The sequence below is a fragment of the Microbacterium sp. MYb45 genome, assembly GCF_002979655.1.
Lineage (GTDB): Bacteria > Actinomycetota > Actinomycetes > Actinomycetales > Microbacteriaceae > Microbacterium.
The window spans coordinates 1-1071 of sequence record NZ_PCPG01000026.1; the positions used below are offsets into that span (position 1 = coordinate 1).

The 1071-nt window shown below is 69.5% G+C and carries 1 protein-coding gene; it reads left to right on the forward strand.

All coding sequences use genetic code 11. The annotated features are described in order from the left end of the window. Window positions 1–946 (forward strand): hypothetical protein (locus CQ034_RS19395; protein WP_105712384.1); only part of this gene is annotated, 946 nt, incomplete at its 5' end. Between the last annotated feature and the right edge of the window lie 125 nt (window positions 947–1071).

Here is a 1071-nt window from a genome sequence, read left to right on the forward strand (position 1 = left end):
GCTCGTCCGATCGCGGGCAGATCTCTTTCTGAACGGGTGGACGGATCGGAGGATCGCCGCCGCGCTGCAGAGCGGAGTGCTGTTCAGCATCCGGCGAGGGTGGTTCATGGACACCGCCGATCGGGAGTCTCTGCGGCCGGAACAGCGGCACCACGCGCACGTCATCGCTGTGGCCCGAGATGCGAGCGGTTCCGCGGTCATGTCCCATGCGTCGGCGGCCGTGCTGTGGGGACTGCCGCTGTACGCGATGCGCCTCGCCCGTGTCCATATGACCACTCCGTCGCCGCGGAGGATCTCGAGTGCGCCGGACGTGTTCCGTCATGTCGCGCCGCTCCCGATCTCCGACGTCACAGTGCGCAGCGGCATCCGGTGCACCACCTTGTCGCGCACGGTGTTCGATCTCATCCGCGCATTGACGCCGCCCGCGGCCGTGGCACTGGCGGACGCTGCGGAGCGGCAGATGGCGGAGCGGCAGTGGGAGTGGGACATGGATGCCGTCCTCTCTTGGCGTCGTGAACTCGCGGCCAGGTTGACCGCTGCCGGGGGAGCGCGGGGGATCCGTCAGGCGCGGTGGGTCGCGGACTTCGCCGACGGGCGGGCGCAGCTTCCCGGTGAGAGTGTGAGCCGGTTGCATCTGCACAGACTCGGCTTCGCCGCCCCGGACCTGCAGGTGCCGGTGGACGGGCCCGGCGGCACTCGCTACTTCGTCGACTTCGGGCTCGCCGATGTCCGCAGTTTCGGAGAGTTCGACGGCAAGACGAAATACCTCGACGAGGCTCTGCGCTCGGGTCGCACGCTCGAGCAGGTCCTGCTCGCGGAGAAGCAGCGTGAGGACTGGATCCGGGGTCGGACGCAGTGGCGCTTCGCCCGATGGGGGTCGGAGCACATCGGGTCGCCCGCCGCCCTCGCCGCGCGCCTCGCCACCTTCCACATCACTCCGCCCTGACCGTCGCCGCCCCATCGAGACGCCGACTGTACGGCCTGCCGCCGAGCGCACCGCGTATTCACGGCAACAACCCGTGCATTCGTCAACAACCCGTGCACTCGGCGAAGAGGGAGGGGGAGGAGGGG